Annotated in this window: 14 protein-coding genes; 10 read left to right on the plus strand and 4 right to left on the minus strand. The window is 46.3% G+C overall.

What is annotated here, in order from left to right; all coding sequences use genetic code 11:
- Positions 1-126 precede the first annotated feature (126 nt).
- From treP to NZD81_RS19955, 4 genes are all read left to right on the plus strand, one after another.
- Complete coding sequence (gene treP / locus NZD81_RS19940) at positions 127-1,539, plus strand: PTS system trehalose-specific EIIBC component (protein WP_282374078.1); 1,413 nt, start codon at positions 127-129, stop codon at positions 1,537-1,539.
- Positions 1,540-1,610: 71 nt separating this feature from the next.
- The gene (gene treC, locus NZD81_RS19945; RefSeq protein ID WP_282374079.1) at positions 1,611-3,299 is read left to right on the plus strand and encodes an alpha,alpha-phosphotrehalase; all 1,689 of its coding nucleotides are present in this window, start codon (positions 1,611-1,613) and stop codon (positions 3,297-3,299) included.
- Between the two features lie 20 nt (positions 3,300-3,319).
- Complete coding sequence (gene treR / locus NZD81_RS19950) at positions 3,320-4,036, plus strand: trehalose operon repressor (RefSeq protein ID WP_282374080.1); 717 nt, start codon at positions 3,320-3,322, stop codon at positions 4,034-4,036.
- A gap of 139 nt (positions 4,037-4,175) precedes the next feature.
- Positions 4,176-4,841 carry an NAD(P)H-dependent oxidoreductase gene (locus NZD81_RS19955; RefSeq protein WP_014663198.1) on the plus strand — a complete coding sequence of 222 codons (666 nt, stop codon included), beginning with the start codon at positions 4,176-4,178 and terminating at the stop codon, positions 4,839-4,841.
- Between the two features lie 37 nt (positions 4,842-4,878).
- On the opposite strand, the gene NZD81_RS19960 is transcribed toward NZD81_RS19955, so the two are convergent.
- Positions 4,879-9,252: a multifunctional 2',3'-cyclic-nucleotide 2'-phosphodiesterase/3'-nucleotidase/5'-nucleotidase gene (locus NZD81_RS19960; protein ID WP_282374081.1), complete on the minus strand. Its 4,374-nt coding sequence runs from the start codon at positions 9,250-9,252 to the stop codon at positions 4,879-4,881.
- A 243-nt stretch (positions 9,253-9,495) separates the two neighbouring features.
- Here NZD81_RS19960 and yfkM point away from each other — a divergent pair, with 243 nt between their 5' ends.
- The gene (gene yfkM / locus NZD81_RS19965) at positions 9,496-10,014 is read left to right on the plus strand and encodes a general stress protein 18 (RefSeq protein WP_014663200.1); all 519 of its coding nucleotides are present in this window, start codon (positions 9,496-9,498) and stop codon (positions 10,012-10,014) included.
- Positions 10,015-10,053: 39 nt separating this feature from the next.
- On the opposite strand, the gene NZD81_RS19970 is transcribed toward yfkM, so the two are convergent.
- Both NZD81_RS19970 and NZD81_RS19975 read right to left on the minus strand, forming a co-directional pair.
- Positions 10,054-11,244 carry an MFS transporter gene (locus NZD81_RS19970; protein ID WP_040083738.1) on the minus strand — a complete coding sequence of 397 codons (1,191 nt, stop codon included), beginning with the start codon at positions 11,242-11,244 and terminating at the stop codon, positions 10,054-10,056.
- 164 nt (positions 11,245-11,408) lie between these two features.
- Entirely contained in the window at positions 11,409-11,624 is a 216-nt protein-coding gene (locus NZD81_RS19975; RefSeq protein ID WP_003243712.1) for a DUF1128 domain-containing protein, read from the minus strand.
- 202 nt (positions 11,625-11,826) lie between these two features.
- On the opposite strand from NZD81_RS19975, the gene yfkJ reads away from it, so the two are divergent.
- From yfkJ to NZD81_RS19990, 3 genes are read left to right on the plus strand one after another with little or no spacing between them, the layout of a single operon-like run.
- Positions 11,827-12,300: a protein-tyrosine-phosphatase gene (gene yfkJ / locus NZD81_RS19980; RefSeq protein ID WP_289861100.1), complete on the plus strand. Its 474-nt coding sequence runs from the start codon at positions 11,827-11,829 to the stop codon at positions 12,298-12,300.
- 13 nt (positions 12,301-12,313) lie between these two features.
- The gene (locus NZD81_RS19985) at positions 12,314-12,634 is read left to right on the plus strand and encodes a hypothetical protein (protein WP_289861115.1); all 321 of its coding nucleotides are present in this window, start codon (positions 12,314-12,316) and stop codon (positions 12,632-12,634) included.
- A 23-nt stretch (positions 12,635-12,657) separates the two neighbouring features.
- The gene (locus tag NZD81_RS19990) at positions 12,658-13,485 is read left to right on the plus strand and encodes a YihY family inner membrane protein (RefSeq protein WP_014663205.1); all 828 of its coding nucleotides are present in this window, start codon (positions 12,658-12,660) and stop codon (positions 13,483-13,485) included.
- A gap of 198 nt (positions 13,486-13,683) precedes the next feature.
- On the opposite strand, the gene NZD81_RS19995 is transcribed toward NZD81_RS19990, so the two are convergent.
- Positions 13,684-14,859 (minus strand): MFS transporter, encoded by a 1,176-nt coding sequence (locus NZD81_RS19995; protein WP_282374084.1) that lies wholly within the window; start codon positions 14,857-14,859, stop codon positions 13,684-13,686.
- Positions 14,860-15,025: 166 nt separating this feature from the next.
- On the opposite strand from NZD81_RS19995, the gene cax reads away from it, so the two are divergent.
- Positions 15,026-16,081: a calcium/proton exchanger gene (gene cax, locus NZD81_RS20000; protein ID WP_014663208.1), complete on the plus strand. Its 1,056-nt coding sequence runs from the start codon at positions 15,026-15,028 to the stop codon at positions 16,079-16,081.
- A gap of 70 nt (positions 16,082-16,151) precedes the next feature.
- Positions 16,152-16,946 (plus strand): YfkD famly protein, encoded by a 795-nt coding sequence (locus NZD81_RS20005; RefSeq protein ID WP_014663209.1) that lies wholly within the window; start codon positions 16,152-16,154, stop codon positions 16,944-16,946.
- The last annotated feature ends 12 nt before the right edge of the window (positions 16,947-16,958 follow it).

Below are 16,958 nucleotides of genomic sequence, written 5' to 3' on the forward strand. Positions count from 1 at the left end.
TGTTTCATATATTCCAGACTAGGATGAAAGCGCTATAAAAAAGTGTTGACTACCTGTATATACAGGAATACAATATGATTATAAGTTGTATATACAAGTTATAAAAACGGATACGGAGGGGTTGGCATGGGGGAACTGAACAAATCGGCACTTCAGATTGTCGAAGCAGTCGGCGGTGCTGAAAATATTGCAGCGGCAACTCATTGTGTTACACGTTTGCGTTTTGCATTAATAGATGAAAGCAAGGTTGACCAAGAGATGCTTGATCAAATTGATGTGGTAAAGGGCTCATTCTCGACAAACGGACAGTTTCAGGTCGTCATCGGCCAGGGAACGGTCAACAAAGTATATGCTGAACTGGTCAAGGAAACGGGGATTGGCGAGTCAACTAAGGATGATGTGAAGAAGGCTTCAGAAAAAAATATGAATCCTTTGCAGCGTGCTGTGAAAACGCTTGCAGATATCTTCATTCCAATATTGCCTGCAATTGTCACGGCGGGTCTTTTAATGGGGATCAATAACATTTTAACGGCGGAAGGCATTTTCTTCAGCACAAAATCGATTGTGCAGGTCTATCCGCAGTGGGCAGATCTTGCTAATATGATTAACCTGATTGCAGGCACGGCCTTTACGTTCCTGCCTGCGTTAATCGGATGGTCTGCCGTCAAACGGTTCGGCGGCAATCCGCTTCTTGGCATTGTGCTCGGGGTTATGCTCGTGCATCCTGATTTGCTAAATGCGTGGGGATATGGCGCCGCAGAACAAAGCGGAAAGATCCCGGTATGGAATTTATTCGGCCTAGAGGTGCAGAAAGTCGGCTATCAGGGCCAGGTGCTCCCCATTTTGCTTGCTTCTTATATGCTGGCGAAAATTGAGATGTTTTTAACAAAACGCACACCTGAGGGCATACAGCTTCTCGTTGTCGCGCCGATTACGCTTCTCGTAACTGGGTTTGCCTCTTTTATTTTGATCGGCCCGGTTACATTTGCGATCGGTAATGTGCTGACTTCAGGGCTTATCTCGGTGTTCGGTTCTTTTGCCGCACTTGGCGGTTTGTTATATGGCGGCTTCTACTCAGCGCTCGTGATTACCGGTATGCATCACACGTTTCTTGCCGTTGACCTGCAGCTCATCGGATCAAAGCTCGGCGGCACCTTTTTATGGCCGATGCTGGCGCTTTCTAATATCGCCCAAGGTTCGGCCGCGCTGGCCATGATGTTTATCGTGAAGGATGAGAAACAAAAAGGCCTCTCCCTCACGTCAGGGATTTCTGCTTATCTTGGCATTACAGAGCCTGCCATCTTCGGGGTGAATCTGCGATACAGATTCCCATTTATCATCGCAATGGTCAGCTCTGGGCTGGCCGGAATGTATATTTCTTCTCAAGGTGTGCTGGCCAGCTCCGTCGGTGTCGGCGGTGTGCCGGGGATTTTCTCAATCATGAGCCAGTACTGGGGCGCGTTTGCTATCGGGATGGCCATTGTATTAATCGTACCGTTTGCCGGAACATACGCGTATGCAAGATTCAAACATAAATAACCAATGGGGAGCGGGACGTGTTTATCGTTCCCTTTTCCCATTTATCATTTAAAAATCGGTGGTGGAAACAGATGAAAACAGAACAAACGCCATGGTGGAAAAAAGCTGTGGTCTATCAAATTTATCCGAAAAGCTTTAACGATACGACAGGAAACGGTGTAGGTGACCTGAACGGCATCATCGAAAAGCTCGATTACTTAAAAACACTTCAGGTGGATGTGCTTTGGCTGACGCCGATTTATGATTCTCCGCAGCATGATAATGGGTATGATATTCGTGATTATTACTCGGTTTATCCTGAATATGGAACGATGGAGGATTTTGAAAGGTTACTATCCGAAGCGCATAAAAGAGACTTGAAAGTCGTTATGGACCTTGTCGTCAATCATACGTCAACAGAGCACAAATGGTTTCGCGAGGCGATTTCTTCAATCGACAGCCCATACCGTGATTTTTATATATGGAAAAGCCCGCGGCAAAACGGTTCTCACCCGACGAACTGGGAATCGAAATTCGGCGGCTCGGCATGGGAGCTTGATGAAGCATCGGGACAATACTATTTGCATCTGTTTGATGTGACGCAGGCTGATTTGAATTGGGAAAATGAAGAGGTCAGAAAGCATGTCTATGACATGATGCATTTTTGGTTTGAAAAGGGGATAGACGGCTTCAGGCTTGATGTCATCAACCTGATTTCTAAAGACCAGCGCTTTCCGGATGCGCAAGCCGGAGAAGACGGCCGTGCCTATTACACTGACGGGCCGCGGGTGCACGAATATCTGCATGAAATGAACGAAAAGGTGTTTTCACATTATGACAGCATGACGGTCGGTGAGATGTCTTCAACGACGGTAGACCATTGCATTCGATATACGAATCCTGCCAATAAGGAACTAGACATGACGTTCAGCTTCCATCATCTCAAGGTTGACTATCCAAACGGGGAAAAATGGGCCTTGGCGCCGTTTGACTTTTTGAAGCTGAAGGAGATCCTATCCGACTGGCAAACGGGCATGCACGCAGGAGGGGGATGGAACGCTCTGTTCTGGTGCAATCATGATCAGCCGCGCGTTGTATCAAGATATGGAGATGATGGCGCGTATAGGGTGAAATCGGCGAAAATGCTTGCTACGGCCATTCATATGATGCAGGGCACGCCTTATATTTATCAGGGCGAGGAGCTGGGGATGACGAATCCGAAGTTTACTGACATCAGCTCCTATCGGGATGTGGAATCGCTGAACATGTATCACGCCTTGAAGGACAAAGGAATGGCTGATCAAGAGATCACAGCGATTTTACAGGCGAAATCCCGTGACAATTCCAGAACCCCCGTTCAGTGGGATGCTACGGAGAATGGCGGTTTTACAACGGGCACACCATGGATACCGGTTGCCGGCAACTATCGGGAAATCAATGCTGAAGCGGCGCTGAGGGATCAAAATTCGGTGTTTTACCATTATCAAAAATTAATTCAGATTCGCAAAATGTATGACATCGTGACAGAGGGGACGTATGAGTTAATCGCAAAGGATGACCCGAGCATTTTTGCGTATCTCAGACACGGCCGCAATGAAAAGCTGCTCGTGATCAATAATTTTTACGGGACAGAGGCGGCCTTTACACTGCCGGACTCTTTAGCGCCTGACGAATGGAAGGCAGAGGTGCTGTTGACGAACGATGAAGCAAGGGAAGGGCTTCAGAACATGACGCTCCGTCCGTATGAGTCCATTGTTTATCGTTTAACGAAACCGTGTTAAACTAAGCTGGGTGGTCCATAATGAAGGTGAATAAATTCATCACAATTTATAAAGACATCGCGCAGCAAATCGAAGGCGGCCGATGGAAAGCGGAAAAGATTCTTCCGTCTGAACATGAGTTGACCGCACAGTATGGTACATCAAGAGAAACGGTCCGAAAGGCGCTTCATATGCTCGCGCAAAACGGCTATATTCAGAAAATCAGAGGGAAGGGCTCTATCGTTCTCAACCGTGAAAAAATGCAGTTTCCCGTTTCGGGTCTTGTCAGCTTCAAGGAGCTCGCGCAAACGCTTGGCAAAGAAACGAAAACAACTGTACACAAATTCGGGTTGGAGCCTCCGTCAGAGCTGATCCAGAAACAGCTCCGGGCCAATTCGGATGACGACATCTGGGAAGTCATCAGGTCTAGAAAGATTGACGGGGAACATGTGATTTTGGACAAGGATTACTTTTTCAGAAAGCATGTCCCTCACCTGACGAAAGAAATTTGTGAAAACTCCATATATGAATATATAGAAGGAGAATTCGGTCTTTCGATCAGTTACGCCCAAAAAGAAATTGTCGCCGAGCCGTGTACGGATGAGGACAGAGAGCTGCTCGATTTACGCGGCTATGACCATATGGTTGTGGTGAGAAACTACGTCTTTTTGGAGGATACGAGTCTGTTTCAATATACGGAAAGCAGACACCGTCTCGACAAATTCCGGTTTGTCGATTTTGCGCGGCGGGGAAAGTGAAAGAGGCGCCTGCCTTTGGCAGTGCGCTTTTTTATTTGGTATCAAAATTGATACTATCCAACAAAAATGTGCGTACTTTTACTTTTTATCATAATGGCTACAATAGAGATGAGAGTAACCTAAAGGAGAGGTGTTTTACATGGCAGATCTAAAGAAACAAATTTTGGATGCATACCATTTCAGACATGCGACAAAGGAATTTGATCCGAATAAAAAAGTGTCAGACAGCGATTTTGAATTTATTTTAGAAACAGGAAGACTGTCTCCAAGCTCACTCGGCCTTGAGCCTTGGAAATTTGTCGTCGTCCAAAATCCGGAATTCCGCGAGAAGCTTCGCGAATACACGTGGGGCGCGCAAAAGCAGCTGCCGACCGCAAGCCATTTCGTCCTGATTCTCGCACGTACAGCGAAGGATATGAAATATAATGCGGACTACATCAAACGTCATTTAAAAGAAGTAAAACAAATGCCTCAAGACGTGTACGAAGGCTATCTAAGCAAAACAGAAGAATTCCAGAAAAACGATTTGCATTTGCTTGAAAGTGACAGAACATTGTTTGACTGGGCATCAAAACAAACATATATTGCGCTTGGCAACATGATGACTGCCGCTGCGCAAATTGGTGTTGATTCCTGCCCGATCGAAGGTTTCCAGTATGATCACATTCACCGCATTCTTGAAGAAGAAGGGCTTCTGGAAAACGGAAGCTTTGATATTTCTGTGATGGTGGCATTCGGCTACCGAGTGAGAGACCCTCGTCCGAAAACAAGATCTGCTGTTGAAGATGTTGTGAAGTGGGTTTAAATAAAGAAAGCTGCTCGCATAGCGAGCAGCTCTTTTTTTATGCCTGATTCGCTCTATTCTGTTTTCTCCTCTGATGTAAGTACAATGCCGTGCCGAGTGCACTGATCAGAAATCCGGCCAACAGGATCGAGTACATGGATGTGGCTGTGTCCGGAAGCAGGCCGCCAGCCGGGCCGTCTGTTCCTGACCCGCCCGAACCGTTAGTCGGTTGAGTGCCAGGAGGCGTATCATTTCCTCCGTTCCCGTCAGTCGGCTGTTTTCCGCCTGGTTTGTCGGAGCCGCCGCCATGATTGCCGTCATCCCTGCCTGTCGGTTGATCTGACGGGAATGCCGGCGGTTTGTTGTTCTCTCCGGAATTTAAGATCGTGTATTCGCTGAAGTGGTTTGTATATCCTGTCACCATATCATCGTCAACTGATCCGTGATCTGTCTTTGTGAAAGCTTCCTTTTTCCTGTCGACGTGATAAATGGCAGGGTTATGGGCTTCTTCAATATCAAACATGCGAAGAGAAAGCTGAACGGGCTCCTTGAATGATTTTATCTCTTTTCCTTTTTGCTTTACTGTAAAGTCATATACATCTGCCAATGACACATCCAACTCTCCCGTCGACTTGATTCCGATTGCAGTGTCTGCGGTTTTAAGGTTCGCCATTGGCATCTTCATGCTGTACCAGTAGTTGAACACCGTCAATGAAGGATCTGACTCTCTTTCTTTCAAAAGTTGGACCTGATCTTTCTTCACTTTAAGATTGATAGGCTTCTCTTGTGATCCTTCATGTGTTCCGTAATAGACAAGCGGCGTGTTGGCATTTTTAGCGTAAATCGCAAATTTGTCTTCATCAAGTGTCCAGCTGCCATCCTTCTGCTTTGTCGGCAGGAATACTTCTTTGATCCGTCCTTCAATTTTAGGAGATACCTTGTTTCCTAGTTTTTTCAGCTGTTCGGTGAAAATCTCATAATCAACGTAGCCAAGGTCTTCACCATGGGAGGCTTGTGTAAAGACAGAATATCCGTCTCCTCCGGCGCCGACAAAATTATTTGTTGCCACGCGGTAGGTATCATTCGTATTTATAGCAACTTTGTCTCCGTTAGGCGATTCAATTTTCACGTCTAACACACGGTGTCCAGGTTCATTGTTTAATGTAAAGGTATATTCGATTCCGGCTACCTGAGGGAAAGCGCCGCCGCCGTTTTCCACATTGCTTAGGCCTTGTTCAAGGGCTTCTTTAATTTGTTTTCCGGTTAAATCGGCCACGTAAAGCGTATTGCCGAACGGCATCACGTTGAGCACCTCGCCGAGTGTGATATCCCCTTTGTCAATGCCGGCTCTGATGCCGCCGCCATTTGTTATCGCTATTCTGGCGCCGGCTGCTTCTTTCGCTTTTGCAAGCATACCGTCCGCGATGAAGTTTCCGAGATTCGTTTCTTTCGTACGCACATGCTCACGCTGGCCGTCAAGCGCCACATCCGTATAACCGACTTTTTCATTTTTGACGTCTTCTAATTCACTTTTGAACTGGTCGAGCTCTTGTTTTGCTTCTGCGTTTTCTCTTGTATGTTCATCAATTGGCAGCACACTCAGATTTGATTTGTCTGTTTGCACAACGCCGTTTTCATCAAACGCGACATCAACGCGCCCTAAGAATTGGCCGTATTCTTTTGCCTGTGCCACGATCGTCGGTTCTTCGTTGTCCACGACCTCCATTTTGTCTACGAGGGTGTGAGTGTGTCCGCCGATGATCAAGTCAATGCCTTTTACTTTTTTGGCGAGCTCAAGGTCTCGGTTATGCCCGATATGGGTTAATGCAATAATTTTATTTACTTTTTCTTCTTCCTGAATCGCTTTGACAGTGTTTTGTGCTGTTTCAAAGGCATCATTGAATACGATGCTTTTGCCCGGACTTGAGGTGGTGGCCGTATCTTCCGTTGTCAGTCCGAATACGGCGACTTTCTCTCCGTCAACGTCTAACAGAATGTAAGGGTGGATGCCGGCCTCTTTCTTTTCAACTGCCGTAAAGGTTTGCGGCTTTTTGACAAATGATTTCAGTTTGGGCTCATTTGACACATCTACGTTTGCGCTGACAATCGGAAATTCCGGCGCTTCAAAGTGATAGCGGTTCGCTGGATCAACGGTCGCGCTGTTTCCGCTTAGAAAATCAGAAAGCACTGTCGGGCCTTTGTCAAATTCATGGTTTCCGAAGGTCATGGCGTCATAGCCCATCATATTCATCATTTTCAAATCGGCCAAACCGTTCCATTTTGTGAAATACAGATCACCGGAAAACACATCTCCCGCATCAAGGAGAATGTTGTGGTTTGTTTCGCTGCGCACTTCGTTAATTTTCGTCATTCGTCTCGCTGCATTATCGAGATGGGCGTGCGTGTCATTCGTGTGCATGACAGTCAGATCCCACAGTCCGTCTTTAGGAGGATCTGGATTTGAATCATCATCGAATTGCAGCTTATACACACCATAGCCTTCATTCGCAGACTTGCCTACATAAGCGACGTCGTCTGCTTTATCAGCAAATGGCTTGGCCAAAAGCGAGGATTCAAACGTCACATTCGCACCGGAAACAGGCGCGATTGACCAGTTGTTGTCTGCTTTTGGATTGACTGTTTTTTGTTCAATAATGTAATCCATCAGCACCTGCCTGTTTTCAACCGCAGAGCCGTGGACAATTTTATCGCTCGTCAGATGAGGGAACCCGCCGCCTCCGGACGCACGGTAATTATTGGTGACCACGAGAAATTCCTGGCTTGGGCTGATCTGCTTGCCTTCATAGGAAAGGTTGATGATCCGGGATGAATCCGCATTGATCACTTTTCCGTTCTCATTGTATTTAGCCGGTTTTGTCACATCGACTTGATATGTGACGCCGTCAATCACATCAAAATTATATGAGCGGAAATTCTCGTTCAGCAAGGCCTGATCGCCGCCTTTAGACGGATCAATTTGATTGAATTGGCCTGCTGACATCTCCAGCCAGTCCTTCACTTCGCTGCCTGTCAGTTTGACGATTTGGACAGTATTATCGTAAAGATACAAGTCACCGACATTTTTAATCGCAAGATCTCCGGCCGGAATGTTTGTGTAGTAATTGGCTCCGTTTCTGCCGCCTGCTTTAAACGGCGCTCCGGCGGATAAAATCGGCAGGTCCTTGTACTCGGTATCCTTCATTTCTTTTTCGGCGTACCATTTTTGCGCGTCAGTCACGATTTGAATGGAAGGATCATCTTTGACCTGGGCAAAGAAGCTGTTAATTTCTGCTTCAGTTTTGCCGACTGGCTTTCGAACATACTCCAGTGTGTTTTGGTGTGTTTGCTGAATGGTGTTTGTAACGGTTTCGTTTCTGGATGTGACGGTGCCGGCAATAGATTCAATACTGCCTTTGGAATCTGCAACCTTCCATGAGCCGTCCGCCTTTTCAAGTTTGAGGTCAATCACGCCTAAGTATTTGCCCCAGCTGCTTGGCATGACGACAGGAATGCCGTTAATCGTTCCTTTTTCCACATCGAATTGAGCAGCACCTGCATACTCCGCGGAAGGAAAGAGCCCGTGCTGATGGCCCGAGATAATCGCGTCAATGCCTTTCGTTTTGGTGGCAAGGTCAAACACGGCGTTTTCTGCGCCTGATGATTGTGACTGCTTTTCAATGCCGGTGTGGGCGAGGGCAATAATGACATCTGCGCCTTCCGCCTTCATTTTAGGAATCGTTTCATTGGCGGATTCTACGATATCCTGCACCTGCACCTGCCCCTCGAGATTCTTTTTGTCCCATGTCATGATTTGCGGGGGGACAAAGCCTATGTAGCCGACTTTTACTTTCTGTTTATTGCCGTTTCCGTCAGTGACCGTTTTCTCTTTTATCACATACGGCGTATAACGATTTTCGCCGCTAGTTGTTTTGACGTTGGCATTGACAATCGGGAAATCGGCTCCTTTGATTGTGCCGTCGAGAAAGTCAAGTCCGTAGTTGAATTCGTGATTGCCAAGCGTCCCGGCGTCGTATTTCAGCGCATTCATGACGCTGATAATCGGATGGGTTTTCGCGCCGGAGATAATGTCGTCTTTTTGATATTTCACCGCGTATTCACCCAGCGGGTTCCCTTGAATCAAGTCGCCGTTATCCACAAGTAGGGTGTTAGGGTTTTGCTCGCGGTGCTTTTGGATCAGCTGCGCCGTTCTCGCCAGCCCGAAATCCGTCGTTTCTTTGTCGCTGTAGTAATCATAATCCATCATATTGGCATGAATATCAGTCGTGGCCAAAATACTCAGATGCACCTGAGGAGCCGCGCTTTCTTCTGCATGAATGGGTGGTGTTGGGAGGATTAGGCTAAGTATCATAATTGGGGGCAAAAGAATACGGAGAATGTTTCCGACGTGTGTTCGTCTTTTCTGTATTCTCACCAGTTCTCCACCTTTCAACGAAATTTGTGTTACAGCTCCTATTGTAAGAATATTTTGTAACTATTTGTAGGTGTTTCTTTATGATTATTGTAAAAGGGAGAAAAATGAGTACTATGTAGCAGCTTCAAACGACAAATGCTGGGTATTTATGCTTATCGCTTGTCCATATTCGCAAAATGTTTATTTTAGTGTGGCTGGGGTAGAGTGTTTTATGTAGACATCTAAAGCGGGAGGTTATGAACCATGGGGAAAAAAATTGCAGTTGTTTTGACAGATTACTTTGAGGACAGCGAGTACACTGAGCCTGCGAAAGCTTTTAAAGAAGCGGGACATGAACTGACTGTCATCGAAACTGAAAAAGGAAAAACAGTAAAAGGCAAGCAGGGGAAAGCGGAAGTGACAGTTGACGCTTCCATTGACGACGTAAACCCTTCAGACTTTGATGCGCTTTTGATTCCTGGAGGATTTTCGCCAGACCAGCTTCGCGCTGACGATCGTTTCGTCCAATTTACAAAAGCCTTTATGACTGACAAAAAACCGGTATTCGCCATTTGCCACGGCCCGCAGCTTTTAATCAATGCGAAAGCGCTCGACGGCCGAAAAGCAACAGGCTATACGTCCATTCGTGTTGACATGGAAAACGCCGGTGCCGACGTTGTGGACAAGGAAGTGGTTGTTTGCCAGGATCAACTGGTTACAAGCCGAACACCGGACGACATTCCGGCATTTAACCGCGAATCTTTGGCATTGCTTGAGAAATAAGAAAAAACGGACGCTCACGGGCGTCCGTTTTTTTGTTGCTTAGGCTTGAGCACCTGTCAGTTTCTTGTACCTGTAATACAAGAAAGCAGCTGCAGCCGTTCCGATGACCGCAATGCCGAAGTCGAACATGAAAATATGGGCGATGCCTCCCGCTTTTGCGATAAGGCCTGTTGCAATCGGAAGCAGAATCGATGCAAGGCTTGAAGCGGTCGCTACAATTCCGGTAACGGTTCCTTTTCGCTTCCAGAACAGCTCTGTCATTAACGTAATGGTCATTTGAAACACACCTGCAGTAGAAAAGCCTAAGAAAAAGGCAGTGATGTCCAGCACGACTGGGGTATGAACCGTCAGCATAACTGCGAGCGTACATAAAGTAATAATAGGATATAAGAGCGTTATGAAGACAGGTTTGACCCATCTGTTCAGCAAAACGGCTAATAATAAAACAGATGCCAGAGACCCTATACTATAATAGCTCAGCAATTGTACGGATGCTGATTCAGCTAACCCGGCTGCCTTTTGCGCGTAGCTCGGGAGCCAGATTTGAGAAACCGTAAATAAAGCCGTGGATGTAAAACCGATGATAATCAGTGCGGTGCCTTCTTTCTGAAAAACAGGTTCAGACAAGAAAACGGAATATTCCTGTTGGCCGCTATCAGTTGGTTTCTTATGTTTTTTAGGAAACGAAAGCGTTGATAAATAAATAATATTCAGGAGATAGACCGCTGCCGGCAGATAAAAAGCAAATCCGTAAAACATGCTGTGGTCTGCTAAAAATGTGATCAAAAGCGGCAAAAGGGCTGCCCCGACAGACATAAAGGCTTTGACCAAGACATTCGCCGAACCGGAAGCAGCCGGGAAGAGTTCGGTCAGGGCGGGATATGTTCCTGCGTCCATCGCTGAATTTGCAACTCCCGCTAATAAGGCGAACACAAACGCCAGCTCATAGCTCGGTGATAAAGGAATACCGACTAAAAAGACGGCCATAATTCCCGCAGAAGCGACAACAAGCGGCTTTCTGCCGATTCTATCAGATAAAACCCCGGAAATGCCGTATGTCAGCAGTTTGCCAAACCCGATAGCGGCAATGACATAACTGATGCCGGTCGGATCGGTATTCCATTGTTTTGTTAAAGAGGGCATATTGGATGCGAGAATGATATTGACCATCCCCAGAAAGAAGTAGTTGATATACATTCCGGATGCTGTTTTGATATGTGACGTTTTCATGCTTGTACTCCTTCACAACTTATTCGAACACTGTCATGAGTATCATGTTTGGCAGCCTGTTTCTTCGAATGCAAAAATTAAGCAGATATAAATGGCGCCTGTTAAGGAAAATTGGTTTTGAGGCAATGATAAAAAAGACTCGCCGAGTTTCCGGCCAGTCTCCATTATTTGCGAAGCGAGGCTAGTTCCTGAGCAATTGCCTGCATTTCACTTGGGCTGAATGATTCTTTTTTCATCACCATGCGGTGAAGGTACGTGAGGTCTTCGATCTTCTCATCACTGAAATCCTCCGCTTTGATCACGCCGACGTTCAGCATGTTCAGCTTTTGGGAAATCTCTTCAATCATTTGAGTTAATGTCTCTGTATTTGGGCTGGACAAATGATTCCATCCTTTCTTTACGCAATATAGGTATGTTTTATTCTAACAGAATTCCTTCAGAAAAAAACCCTATTCTAAAAGCAGGCTGTTTATTCCAAAAAAGTGAAGACATCAGTTGAAAAGGAAATGAACATCCTACTAAGATATTCATGAAGGTTTCTTTTTAGAGAAATAGGGGCAAAGAATAGGGAGGTTGCACAACATGATAAGCGTGTTATTTGTTTGTTTAGGAAACATTTGCCGGTCTCCGATGGCGGAAGCGATTTTTCGGGACTTGGCAGCCAAAAAAGGATTAGCGGGGAAAATCAAGACGGACTCAGCCGGTATTGGCGGCTGGCACATCGGCAACCCCCCGCATGAGGGAACGCAGGAGATATTGCGAAGAGAAGGAATCAGCTTTGATGGCATGCTGGCGCGTCAAGTCAGCGAACAGGATCTGGCCGATTTTGATTACATCATTGCAATGGATGCAGAAAATATCGGAAGTCTCAGAAGCATGGCGGGATTTAAAAACACCCCGCATATCAAAAGGCTTTTGGACTATGTTGAAGATTCTGATCTGGCCGATGTTCCCGATCCTTACTACACGGGGAATTTTGAAGAGGTTTGCCAATTAATCAAATCGGGCTGTGAGCATCTGCTTGCGTCGATTCAAAAAGAAAAACAATGTGAGTGAAAGGAGAATTTGCATAAATAACGAACGTTTAATGCTGAAAGGGATATTTCTCGGAGCTGCGGCAGGCGCGGCGTTATCACTGCTCCATAAGCCGACAAGACAGGCGTGCGGCATGAGATGGCTGACATGCAAGCATAAACTTTCACTGTATAAAAGCAATCCGGAGCTGTTAAAAAACACTGTCATCACAAAAGTGGATGAGGCCAAAAAGCTTGCCCAAACGCTTTCAAAGGAAGTCGACTTTGTGAATCAGCAGGTGAAAGAGCTGAAGAAAACAACACCGCAAGTGATCGAACTTGTGCAAGAAACGAAAGAGCATTTTTCAAAAAAATGATTAAACATGCGAGGTGAGGCGACATGAGTTTTTTAAAAGAGCTTTTCAGCAGGTACACCCTTCACGAAGGACAAAGCAAATCAGCGGAGCTGGCGTATTTTTTTCTATTGTCACTGTTTCCGTTTTTGATTTTTATGCTGACCCTCACCGCGTATCTTCCGCTTTCTACCGATGATGTTTTAGGAGTCATAGAACAATATGCTCCCGCCAGTGCGATGTCTCTCGTTGAATCCATTACCCATCAAACCTTAAATAATCGAAATGGCGGTTTGCTGTCCTTCGGGATTATCGCCGCATTATGGTCTGCGTCTAATGGAATGAACGCGATCGTCCGGTCGTTAAACCACGCGTATGATGTGGAAGAAAACCGCTCTTTTATCATTGTTCGTCTAACCTCGATTTTTTTGACGATTGCCATGGTATTTACGATTTTAGTGGCTTTGCTTCTGCCGGTATTTGGCCGGGAGATTGGAAGGCTCGCTTCTGACTTTGTCGGGGCGTCGGATCTGTTTTTATCCGTCTGGGCCGCCATTCGCTGGGGTGTAAGCCCTCTTGTGCTTCTGATTGTTTTTTCCGCGCTGTATGTGATTGCACCGAACAAAAAGCTGTCTCTCCGGTTTGTCATGCCGGGTGCGGTCTTTGCGACCCTCGGCTGGATCATTGTCAGCACATTGTTTTCGTTTTACGTCAGCACGTTTGCGAACTATAGCGCCACTTACGGGAGCATCGGGGGAATCATCGTTCTGATGATTTGGTTTTACTTGAGCGGTATTTTAATTATCCTAGGCGGAGAAATCAACGCTCTTTTACATAAACGTAAAAAGCTTCCTGATGAAAACCCCTACCATTAGTGCATCCTATAAACGAACTTCGGTTCAAAAAGAAGTCGGGGGGATATCGTGATGACCAAGCATACGAAAAAAGGCGGAAGCCATAACAAACAAAACTCGAAAAGCAAATCGAGCCATAAAACAAGCGGAAGCGCCAACGGACAAAACGGCTACCATTAGCATCAAAGCCTCCTGACATCATGTCGGGAGGCTTTTTGATTAGGAAGATGAAGAATAGGTTTCAGCCGGTGACCAGCTTTTCGGTTTGCCCAGCACAAGGGCCAGCCATACAGCGCTAAGCGTAAGAGTAATGAAGTAGAACAAGTTTGCGCTTTCAAATGTCTGCATATACCAGCCGCCGGCAATTGGGCCGAGAATGCTGCCAAGACTGAATGTAATGCCGCAAAGCAGGTTTCCCGCCGGCAGGAGATGAGGCGGGAGAAGATCTGTCATATAGCTGATGCCAAGTGTAAAGGTTGATCCGACTGCCATTCCTGCAATAAAAAAGCAGCCGCCGATCACGTAAGGCAAAGGGAATACACCGGCGATGAAAAAGCAAAGAGCCCCAGTCAGTAAAATCACCAGCAGCACATTCCGCCTGCCGTATTTATCGCTGAGGATGCCGAGCGGAAACTGAAAGATAATGCTTCCAATTGCAAATGCGGGAAGGATGATCGCTACTGCGTCTACTGATATCCCCAAACGGAGCGCGTAAACGGGAAAGCTTCCGTTCAGCGCCGTCTCCAGAAACCCGTAGCCAATTGTAGGCATAAAGGCAACCCATCCAAACAGCATGGCCTGATAAAACCGCCTGAAACTATTGTCAGTTTTGGTTTCATGAGGACTGGTTTGCGGGTATGCATTTTGTAGAAAGAAAACAAAAAGCCACGCAAACAGACTGATGCAGCCGGACACGATAAAAGGAAGCGACGGGCTCAGCTTGACAAGCGGCACCATGAACGGACCCGCGGCAAATCCAAGGCCAAAGGAAAGCCCGTAAATAGACAGGTTTTTTCCGCGATTTTGTTTTGATGACATGGAGGTTACCCACGTTTGCGTAGAAAAGTGAAGCATATGGTCGCCGATTCCAATAAACAGGCGAAGCAGGAACCAGACCCAAACTGACTGAAGCCAAATAAATCCGAATAAGCTTAAAATGACAATGCTCCCGCCCATGACGATCAGCGGCTTGAATCCGAGTTTTCTGAGCTGCGCTTCCATAAACGGCGAAGCCAAAAGCACGCCGATATACAGTCCGGTCGCATGCAGGCCGTTGACAGCAGCGGATTCTCCATTTGTTTCAAAAATGATTGAAATGACAGGCAGCAGCATGCCTTGTGAAAACCCGGAAATGGAAACGAGCAAGACAAGGATAAAGAAATGAAATCGTGACATTGTGTCGTTCTCCTTATGTGGGATCTATGTTGATCGTACAACGTTTTCCAAAAGCAGGCAACCTGAAAAAAGCCTATATCACGCTAAACATTTGCCCTCGTGTAATCATGAAGGTTTTTGTGAAGAATAAAAATAAAACAAGTCATAAAAAAGGAGCCATTTCACCATGAATCGTATCTTTTTTATTTTAGTGGCGGCCGGTGTTCCGCTTTCTGTGATTGGCAGTTTGATGCATTGGCCTTCCGCGGTTCTTTTTGCCGTTTACTGCGTGACAATTATCGCGCTTGCAAGCTATATGGGAAGGGCGACAGAATCACTGTCCATTATTGCAGGACCGCGGATAGGCGGTTTGTTGAATGCAACCTTCGGGAATGCGGTTGAACTGATTATTTCCCTTTTTGCATTAAAGGAAGGCCTGACAGGAATCGTGCTTGCCTCTTTAACCGGTTCAGTGCTGGGAAACCTGCTGCTGGTCGCGGGCCTATCGTTTTTTGTCGGCGGTTTAAAGTATAAGCGCCAAGAGTTTAATATTCATGATGCGCGCCATAATTCGGGGCTTTTGATTTTTGCCGTCATTGTCGCCTTCGTGATTCCCGAAGTATTTTCTATTGGAATGGGAGACGCGAGCAAGCTCAATTTAAGCATCGGCATCAGCATTATCATGATTCTGTTATATGTCGCGGCGCTGTATTTTAAACTCGTCACGCACCGCGGAGTTTATCAGCCAAACAATGCCGCCCAGCATGAAGAGGAGGAACAGCCGGAATGGTCAGGGAAGGTTGCGACGATTGTGTTGTTTGCGGCAACGATTGTCGTGGCATACATATCCGAAAACCTTGTCCACACATTCCACTCGGTGGCTGAGCAGTTCGGCTGGAGCGAGCTGTTTATCGGGGTCATCATTGTGGCGATTGTAGGAAATGCGGCGGAGCACGCGTCAGCGATTATTATGGCCTTCAAAAATAAAATGGACGTTGCGGTTGAAATTGCAGTCGGCTCTACGCTGCAGATCGCTATGTTTGTCGCACCGGTGCTCGTCATCTGTTCTATCTTTTTCCCGACAAGCATGCCGCTTGTCTTTACATTGCCGGAGCTCGTCGCGATGGTATCAGCGGTTCTCTTGATGATCGCTATTTCGAACGACGGGGATTCCAACTGGTTTGAAGGGGCGACACTGCTTGCCGCATATGTCATTATGGCGATCGGCTTTTTCCTTCTTTAACCTGAAAAAATGTTGGATAACAACAAAGCGGGATGGAAAGACTAAGGGAAAATGCCATAGAAAGAGTGATATGATGAAAAAGCTATTTCATTCCACACTTATCGTGTTGTTATTCTTTAGTTTTTTCGGCGTTCAGCCCATCCACGCGAAAAAGCAGTTTAAGGTTCCTAATTCTGTCGCAAGCATTTCAAAGGAAAACACGTATCCGAACGCTTCACAGGATCAGCCAATGCTTCAGCCGAGCAAGCTGGCAAAGGAATTGCTCGATCATTCTGAGGTGGAGATTGAAAACCCGCATCTCATCAAAATGCTGAATGAATCCAACATATCCGGCACACCGCTTGCGGTTGGGTACCGTGCGACAATATTTCTCGGGAAATGGGCGCTCGGCTATGAATCAAATGAAACAGTCGCAAACTGGGAATATAAAAAAATCAATACAAACCGTGCAGATAACCGCGGCGGGAAGGAAACGGCTGAAATGCATTATGCCCAGGAACAGCAGTACAAAGTGAAGGGCGGCCTGACAGCTAAAGTTCCGAATGCTGAAGATGTCAAAAGCATGATGATGCAAAAAGCGATGAAGAAAACGAACCTTCCGCTAGCATTTGAGACGGTCATCGGGGCTGGCACAAAACGGGATCAGATTTATAAAGTCGCTCCTAAAAAAATCGGTTATCTACATGCATATGCACCGGCTGTGAATGAAAAAGGAAAAGTGACTTACGGAGAAGTGTACTTAGTGCTGAAAGGAAATAAACGAAAACTCGTCGTGAAAAATGTCACGTCACAGGGAATCGGCGCATGGATTCCGGTTCAAGATCATGTCACGTTTGGCTTTCAGCTTTCCTCACTGATCAGATAAATAAAAAACTGA

The organism is Bacillus sp. B.PNR1 (assembly GCF_030386235.1).
Classification (GTDB): Bacteria; Bacillota; Bacilli; order Bacillales; family Bacillaceae; genus Bacillus; species Bacillus stercoris.